The 7,168-nt window shown below is 66.2% G+C and carries 8 protein-coding genes; 4 read left to right on the top strand and 4 right to left on the bottom strand.

What is annotated here, in order from left to right:
- The 3 genes from AC2VOU_RS18340 to AC2VOU_RS18350 form a co-directional block, all read left to right on the top strand.
- Positions 1-1,564: amino acid permease (locus AC2VOU_RS18340; RefSeq protein ID WP_486958651.1), on the top strand; the 1,564-nt coding region annotated here is incomplete at its 5' end.
- A gap of 99 nt (positions 1,565-1,663) precedes the next feature.
- Positions 1,664-2,299, top strand: coding sequence for a TetR/AcrR family transcriptional regulator (locus AC2VOU_RS18345; protein ID WP_486958652.1), 636 nt, complete (start codon positions 1,664-1,666; stop codon positions 2,297-2,299).
- A gap of 102 nt (positions 2,300-2,401) precedes the next feature.
- Positions 2,402-3,748 (top strand): amino acid permease, encoded by a 1,347-nt coding sequence (locus AC2VOU_RS18350; protein ID WP_486958653.1) that lies wholly within the window; start codon positions 2,402-2,404, stop codon positions 3,746-3,748.
- Here the strand turns inward: AC2VOU_RS18350 and AC2VOU_RS18355 are convergent.
- The 3 genes from AC2VOU_RS18355 to AC2VOU_RS18365 form a co-directional block, all read right to left on the bottom strand.
- Complete coding sequence (locus AC2VOU_RS18355) at positions 3,745-4,140, bottom strand: nitroreductase family deazaflavin-dependent oxidoreductase (protein ID WP_486958658.1); 396 nt, start codon at positions 4,138-4,140, stop codon at positions 3,745-3,747. The two genes, AC2VOU_RS18350 and AC2VOU_RS18355, sit on opposite strands and share 4 nt — an antisense overlap.
- Positions 4,141-4,257: 117 nt before the next feature.
- On the bottom strand, positions 4,258-5,109 hold the full coding sequence (locus AC2VOU_RS18360) for a cytochrome c biogenesis CcdA family protein (RefSeq protein WP_486958654.1): 852 nt from the start codon (positions 5,107-5,109) through the stop codon (positions 4,258-4,260).
- On the bottom strand, positions 5,106-5,633 hold the full coding sequence (locus tag AC2VOU_RS18365) for a protein disulfide oxidoreductase (RefSeq protein ID WP_486958655.1): 528 nt from the start codon (positions 5,631-5,633) through the stop codon (positions 5,106-5,108). The genes AC2VOU_RS18360 and AC2VOU_RS18365 overlap by 4 nt, the downstream gene beginning before the upstream one ends.
- A 331-nt stretch (positions 5,634-5,964) precedes the next feature.
- Between AC2VOU_RS18365 and AC2VOU_RS18370 the strand changes: the two genes are divergently transcribed.
- Positions 5,965-6,498, top strand: coding sequence for a DoxX family protein (locus AC2VOU_RS18370; RefSeq protein ID WP_486958656.1), 534 nt, complete (start codon positions 5,965-5,967; stop codon positions 6,496-6,498).
- Between the two features lie 149 nt (positions 6,499-6,647).
- Here the strand turns inward: AC2VOU_RS18370 and AC2VOU_RS18375 are convergent.
- Positions 6,648-7,168: PucR family transcriptional regulator (locus AC2VOU_RS18375; RefSeq protein ID WP_486958657.1), on the bottom strand; the 521-nt coding region annotated here is incomplete at its 5' end.

Consider the following 7,168-nt stretch of genomic DNA (forward strand, 5'->3'; position numbering starts at 1 on the left):
CTGGGCGGGATTCTCGGTCGGCTGGTTGTATTGGTACTTCTGGGTCGTGGTGGTCGGGTTCGAGGCCGTCGCCGGCGGTTTGGTGTTGTCGTATTGGATCAATGCGCCGCTGTGGCTGCTGTCCGGAGCTCTGCTATTGGCGATGACGGTGACCAATCTGTCCTCGGTGGGGGCCTTCGGTGAGTTCGAATTCTGGTTCGCCGGAATAAAAGTCGCGGCGATCGTCGCTTTTCTGGCGCTCGGCTCGATGTTCGTCCTGGGCTGCTGGCCGCGACACGGCATGGACTTCAGTAACCTCACGGCGCACGGCGGTTTCTTCCCCCATGGCATCGGGACGGTCTTCGCTGCGGTCGCGGTCGTTCTCTCCATGATGGTCGGCGCCGAAGTTGCCACCATCGCGGCCGCCGAGACCGCCGACCCCGCGCAAGCGGTGGCCCGGGCGACCAAATCTGTGGTCGTGCGGATCGTGATCTTCTACTTGGGATCGGTGTTCCTGCTCGCGGTCATCGTCCCGTGGAACGCAGAGCGTCCAGGAGTCTCGCCGTACGTTGCGGCGTTGACGGACATGGGGATTCCCGGTGCCGGCCACGTTATGAATGCGGTGGTGCTGACAGCGGTGCTGTCGTGTCTGAACTCGGGTCTGTACACCGCGTCGCGGATGCTGTACGTCCTGGCGGCCCGCGGCGAAGCCCCGACGGCATTGATCAAAGTCGGCCGCCGCGGGGTGCCTTACGCCGCGATCCTGGTGTCGTCGATCGTGGGTTTCAGCTGTGTGCTGATGGCGTGGGTGGCGCCGGGGGTGGTGTTCACTTTCCTGCTCAAATCATCTGGCTCACTGGTAGTTTCGATATATCTGGTGATCGCGTTGTCGCAGATCCTGCTACGCCGCCGCACACCGGCTGAGCGGCTGCGGGTGAAGATGTGGCTTTTTCCGGGGCTGTCGGTGCTCACCGCGGTCGCGTTGGTCGGCGTGCTGGTGCTAATGGCGTTCGATGCGGGCGCCCGCATGGAATTGTGGCTGGGGATACTCTCCTGGCTGGTCGTCCTGGCGTTCTACTTCGTGCCGCGGTGGCGACGTGGACCGGACCGCGACGAGCCGGCCGTGCCACCGATGGGCGCAGCCAACCGGGTGCTGGTGCTGGCCGACAAAAACGTCTCCGCGAGTGAGCTTTTCGACGTGCTCCGCCGCGCCGACGCCCAGCGGTGCGCCGAGTACTTCATTTGCGTTTCAGTCAACCCCGTCGACACCGGCCAGGCCCGGCGCACCGGCCCGGTGTTCGTCCGCGAGGCCACCGTCACCGCCGCCCGCGCGCGACTCGACGCGATTCTCACCGCGATGCGCGGCGCCGGACTCAACGCCGATGGCGAACTCGGCGACTATCGGCCGCTGCGGGCCCTCGACGCTGCGGTGCGACGCTTCCGGCCCGATCGGCTGGTGATCACCGAAGCTCGCGCGGCGTGGCTGCGGGTCGGCACGGTCGACAAGGTGCGGGCGGCGCATGCGATCCCGGTCGTCCATGTCGCTGCCGGGCAGTCGGCGCCGTCTTCGGCAACGCTGACGTGATCCGCGGCGATGGTGTCGGCTGTCGGCGCCACCGTCGGAATCTACACCTATGAAGCAATTTCCTCCATAGTGGAAGCATCGCGTGGTAGCGTTGAGGTCGTGCCCAATGCCGCTGTTGATGTGCCGCCGCGCGGCAGGGCACGCCATCTGGGCCCGGAGCGACGCCGGCCGCAGGTGCTCGACGCGGCGCTGGCGATCACCGTCGAACACGGCGTCGGCCAGGTCACCGTCGGTGCCATCGCCGATCGCCTGAACGTCACACGCCCGGTGGTCTACGCATGCTTTGCAGACCGGGTCGAGATCATCACCGCACTGCTCGAGCGTGAGACGGAAGCCCTGCGCGGCGCACTGGTGGCGGCACTGGAAGCCGCTCGTGGCGAAAAGCGGCAGTCGGCGTTCGTGGCGGGCTACCAGTCGCTGTTGCGCTGCGTGGCCGAACGACCGGACTCCTGGCGGGTGGTGTTCTCCGCCGGCCCCGACCCGGCGGTCGCGGGCCGTTTCGCGCGAGTCCGAACCCAGATGGCCGACATGACCGCAGTCATGATCGGCCCGGCGCTGACGCGGTGGTGGCATATCGACAACGCCGACGCCAAGCTGCCGGTGCTGATCGAGTTCTTCATCTCGTCGTGTGAGGCCGCGGTCCGTTCGCTGCTGGACACCGCTACCCCCTGGGGTGCAGACGAGCTGGGGGAACTCTACGGCCGCATGATGTACACCGCATTCAGCAGCGCATGAGCGCCGCTGGCCCAGCTAGCGGAGGGCTCCGAGGATCGGCTCAGACTCGATGAGTCCCGCGTCGCCGAGTTCGATGTCGGTGCGATTCCGGTCGTCCTGCCCGTGAGCGCCACACCGCAACTGAGCCACGGGTTGTCGCAGCGCCAGCTGACGATGATCGCCATCGGCGGCATCATCGGCGCCGGATTCTTTGTGGGATCGGGCGTCGTCATCGGCAAAGCCGGGCCCGCCGCCTTCCTGACCTATGCGTTGTGCGGCGTGCTGATCATCCTGGTGATGCGCATGCTGGGGGAGATGGCGACCGCGAATCCCACGACCGGCTCGTTCGCGCAGTACGCGCGAGAAGCGTTGGGCGGCTGGGCCGGATTCTCGGTGGGTTGGCTGTATTGGTATAACTGGGTGATCGTCGTCGGTTTCGAGGCCGTCGCCGGAGCGAAGGTCATCACCTACTGGTTCACTGCCCCGCTGTGGCTGCTGTCGCTCGGTCTGATGTTGTTGATGACGGCGACGAATCTGTTGTCGGTCTCGTCGTACGGTGAGTTCGAATTCTGGTTCGCCGGAATCAAAGTCGCGGCGATCCTGCTCTTCCTGGGGCTCGCCACGATGTACGCCTGCGGACTGTGGCCCCACCGCAGCGCGGACTTCTCCAACCTGTACGCCGACGGCGGCTTCTTCCCCAACGGAGCGCATGGGGTGTTCGGCGCGATCGTCGTGGTGATCTTTTCGATGGTCGGCGCCGAAGTGGTCACCATCGCCGCCGCGGAAACCCCCGATCCCAAGCGTGCCGTCCAGCGCGCGACCAACGCGGTGGCCGCCCGCATCGCGATCTTCTTCGTCGTCTCGGTGTTTCTGCTGACGGTTGTGATGCCTTGGAAATACGCGCAATCCGGCGCCTCGCCATTCGTCGGCGCGCTCAAGCAGATGAGGATTCCCGGCGCCGACCATGTCATGAACGCGATGGTGCTGACCGCGGTGCTGTCGTGCCTGAACTCCGGCCTCTACACCGCGTCCCGGGTGCTGTTCGTGCTCGCCGGTCAACGCGAGGCGCCGGCCCGGCTGCTCAAAGTCAGTGCTCGCGGGGTGCCTTATCCGGCGATCGTAGCGTCGTCGGTCGTCGGGTTTTTGTGCGTCATCATGGCCGCAGTTGCGCCGGATACCGTGTTCGCGTTTCTGCTCAACTCCTCGGGCGCCATCGTGCTAATGGTCTACCTGCTGATTGCGTTGTCGCAGATCGTGTTGCGCCGCCGCACCGCGCCGGAGAAGCTGCAGGTCAAGATGTGGTTCTTTCCCGTGCTGTCAATCCTGACCGTCGCCGGGATCGCCGCGGTGCTGGTGCAGATGGCATTCGACGCGACCGCCCGGACCCAGTTCTGGCTGAGCCTGCTGTCCTGGGTCGTCACGGTCGCGGTGTATTTCGTCACCAAACGTGCTGCGGCCCGGGCACATTAGTCGGTCTTGGTCAGCAGCACCGCTTGCTCGAACGGCATTCGCGCGAACACCCGATGCGCTGCGCCGCCGACATGAGTGGCGGCCTGCTCCTTGCTGACGATCTGCGGGTTTGTGACGCCGAACGTCGTGCCGTGGCGGCGCATCCGACCGCCGCCGGCCGCGTTGAGGTTCTTGAGCCAGTCGCGGTCGGGGCCGTAGGTCAGCAGGATGGCCACCCCGGGCTTGCCGTCGACCTGGGCGTTGAACACCGTCAGGGGGGTGCGGTAGGCCGTGCCGGAGCGCCGGCCGACGTGCTCGAGGATGCCGAACGACGGGGCCCAGCCGGCCCACATCCGCTGAATGGGGTTGGTCACGTGCCGGTTGAACCGGGCGAGCCGCTGCGGTAGTTGCATACCGTCATCCAACACGAGGCGCGCGGCATCACGCCACAGTTCAGCGGCGGCATCTGCGGCATCTGCGGCGACAGGACGGCGGGGACGCACGGTGACAGGAAGATCCCCGCCGCTCGATCAGTGGCGGGCTCGGTGACGCGCCACCAGGTGCCAGCCGACCGCGAGTGCGAGCATCGCCGCGAGCGTCCCCAGCAACGGTATGACGCCCAGGGTGTCGACCTGGCTGGCCAGCCAGCCTTGCACGACCCCGACACCCTTGATGATGGGGTCATCGGGGCTGGCATCGGTGAAGTAGAGGCGGATCTCGTAGTAGCCGTAGTAGGTGACGTAGAGTCCGGTCACCAGCACGACGATGCCGGCGATCCGGCCCACGTGCGGGAGGATGCGGCGAAGCGCTCCGGTCGCGGCGGTCCCGGCCAGGGCCACCGTCAGCGCGGCTACCCCGACGGTGATGGTCATCCCGCCCGCATAGGCGATGAACGCCAGGATGCCACTGAGTATCGAGCCTCGGTTGAAGGTCACGCTGATCATCGCAAGAAACGGTCCGATGGTGCACGACAGCGACGCGATCGCGTAACCCAGGCCGTAGCCGTACATCGATCGCAGCTGCGCGGTCGGCGCGCCATGAGATAGCCGGGGAACAAGGACGGTGATGTCCTTGCCAGCCAGCAGCCACACCGCCAGCGTCACCAGCAGGATTCCGATGACAACGGTAGCGAACGGCAGATACTTCTGCGCTGAGGCGATCAGCGGCGACAGCAGCAAACCGAAGACGCCGAACACGGTGACGAATCCAGCGGACATCGCAAGCGTTGCCGTACCCGCGCGGACCAGCGCGGCCCGCTGTGACGACTCGGTGCCGCCACCGGCGATCACCAAACCCAGGTAGCCCGGCAGGAACGCGAAACCACACGGGTTCAGCGCGGCCACCAGCCCGGCGCCGAGGGCAAACCCGATCGCGTCGGTCACGGGCTGGATATGCTCGCGGTTTTCGCAGTGAGATCGGGCTCGGACAGCAGCCCCTTGACGACGTCGATGCTGCCGTCAGGTCGGATGAACGCAAACGCGGGTTGTCGGGTGACACCGAATTTCGCCCACACCGTCCCGTCGGTGTCGGCCAGCTCGGGGAACCCTTGCAGCTTGTACTTGTCGACGAACTCCTTCATGGCCGGCACCTGATCCTGGCCGGCGACTCCGACGAAGGTGACACCCGGGTGGGCTGCGGCGACCCGGCCGACCATCGGCGCCTCGCCCTGACACGTCGGGCACCACGGTGTCCAAAACCACAGCACCGCGGGTTTACCCACCAGGCTTTCCCCGTGAAAGTCCGCTCCATCCAGAGTTTTGGCGGTGAACCGCAGTTGTTGGGGAACGCTTCTGGTCGCGGCGCCCGAGGCGGTGCTATTCGCCGCTGACGGCGCCGGTGGCGAACCGCACCCGGCGAGGAGGAGCGCGCCCGCAGCGAGCACGGCGATCACCAATCGGCGCGTCACGCCGACCTGCCTACCGGAATAGTTGCGCCGCTGGATATCTGGGGATACATGGTCGGGATGCTACCGCGCGTGGGCGCCTGCGGTCGGGAGCGGTTGTCAGATCGTGTCCAACGCCGCTGCGCTGGCCGGGGTGCCGACCGACTCCCCGGACGAATCCACAACAGCCCGCCGTTCCCGATGCGGGCACTGCGTTACCCGCACCGGCAGCAGCGCCAGAAATTCTCGCCGACAGCGGTATTCATCCCGATACCGTGTTGGAATACACCGACTGGCGACCGATTGCCGTCACATCGGGCCGCACCGGATACACCCTGATGAGCACGGAGGAAACATGACACACCCGCTGTCCGCCGGTGAACGTCTGGTCGCCCGTTTCCACCCGTCGTACCGGCGTATGACCGACGCACTGAACAATCTGGGGTGGCTGCCGAATGTGGTTCTGCGGCTCACCGTTGGATTCATGTTCTTCAGCGGCGCCGTGGACAAACTCGGCGACCTCGGCAAGTTCACCACGATGTTTGCCGGCCTAGGCATCCCCGCCGCGCAGTTGCTCGCCCCGGTCACGGCAGTGGTGGAACTCGTCGGTGGTGCGGCGCTGATGCTGGGCCTTGCCACGCGGCTGGTAGCGCTGGTACTCGCCGGGGATATGGTCGGCGCGCTGATCACCGACATCGGCCCGGACCTGGCGCAGAAGTATCCGGAGCTGTGGCATTTTCTGAGCAATCTGTTCTATTCCCCGGAGTGGCTGCTGGTCGGGCTGCTGCTGTGGCTACTGTGTGTCGGCGCCGGCAAGGCCAGCGTGGACACGCTGATCGGTCGACGTGTGGGGGCGCTGAGTTCTGGGGGGGTGATCACGCGGCTGTAGTTGCGTACCTCGACCTTCTCCCGCGACTGAAGATCGCGGGATTCCCTATGCCGCTTGCGCGCTATCGGGTCTTCTCGCTTGCGCGAGCACACCCGCAGGTGCGGGTGTTGCCTCCGGTCCGGAGGTGAGCGCGAGCGCGGTGGCTCTGCTCAATTGCCCACGGCCTGCGCACGGGTGGCGCCGCGCCAGCGCAACGCCTCCAATGCCACCGCGACATGCACGCTGGACTGTTCCAGCGGTTGCGGCAGCAGTTCGTCGGCACGACTGAGTCTGCGCAACAGGGTGTTTCGGTGTGTGAACAATCGCGCGGCTGCTCGCGAGGCGTTGCACCGCTCATGGACGAAGGTGAGGACGCTGGTGTGGAGTTCGGCGTCCGCCGACTCGAAATCGCCCAGGGTGTGTGCGATGAAGCGGTCCGACCGCTCAGGATCTGCGGTGATCAACGCGATGAGTTCGACGTCGGTGAAGCGAACGACCCGCTGGGTCGACCCCATCCGCACCACCATGCGCTGAGTGGTGATCGCGTCGAAATGGCTGCGCCGGAAGCCCTCGATTCCGGCTGTGGTGGGCCCGAGGGCGATTCGCACGCCAGGCAGTTGACTCATCGCGTCGGCGACGCCCGACAGGTCCGGGCCGTCGGCACCGGGCAACCACACCCATCGGGTGGCCG

It is taken from the genome of Mycobacterium sp. TH-M25 (assembly GCF_057473665.1).